Source organism: Flavobacterium sp. (assembly GCF_003525665.1).
In the GTDB taxonomy this organism is placed as follows: domain Bacteria; phylum Bacteroidota; class Bacteroidia; order Flavobacteriales; family Flavobacteriaceae; genus Flavobacterium.
Map to the genome: position 1 here is coordinate 59,210 of NZ_DQDX01000051.1, position 283 is coordinate 59,492.

At 28.3% G+C, this 283-nt stretch carries 1 protein-coding gene; it reads left to right on the forward strand.

The features are described 5' to 3' along the window. Positions 1–79: 79 nt before the first annotated feature. Positions 80–283 (forward strand): hypothetical protein (locus tag DIU01_RS03695; protein WP_290831896.1); only part of this gene is annotated, 204 nt, incomplete at its 3' end.

The following is a 283-nucleotide window of genomic DNA, read 5'->3' on the forward strand; positions in this document are numbered from 1 at the left end:
GTTGTAGTTTTGTTTTGGTCAGCGCTTGCATCATCAACAGACGGCACGCATGGGAACGTTAACAATAATGTTATAAAAAATGAAACTGAAAGCATTAACAATATTATTGTTGTTTTCTTCAAATCTTCTTTTGGATTATAGTCCTTTATCTATAAAACAATTGATTGAACAAGCTGAAATAATTGGTAAATGTGAAATAATAGCAGTTGAAGACAAAACTTTTACTGTAAAATTTCTGGATGTAATTAAAGGCGAAAAGCCAAAAAAATTAAAAATAAATAAA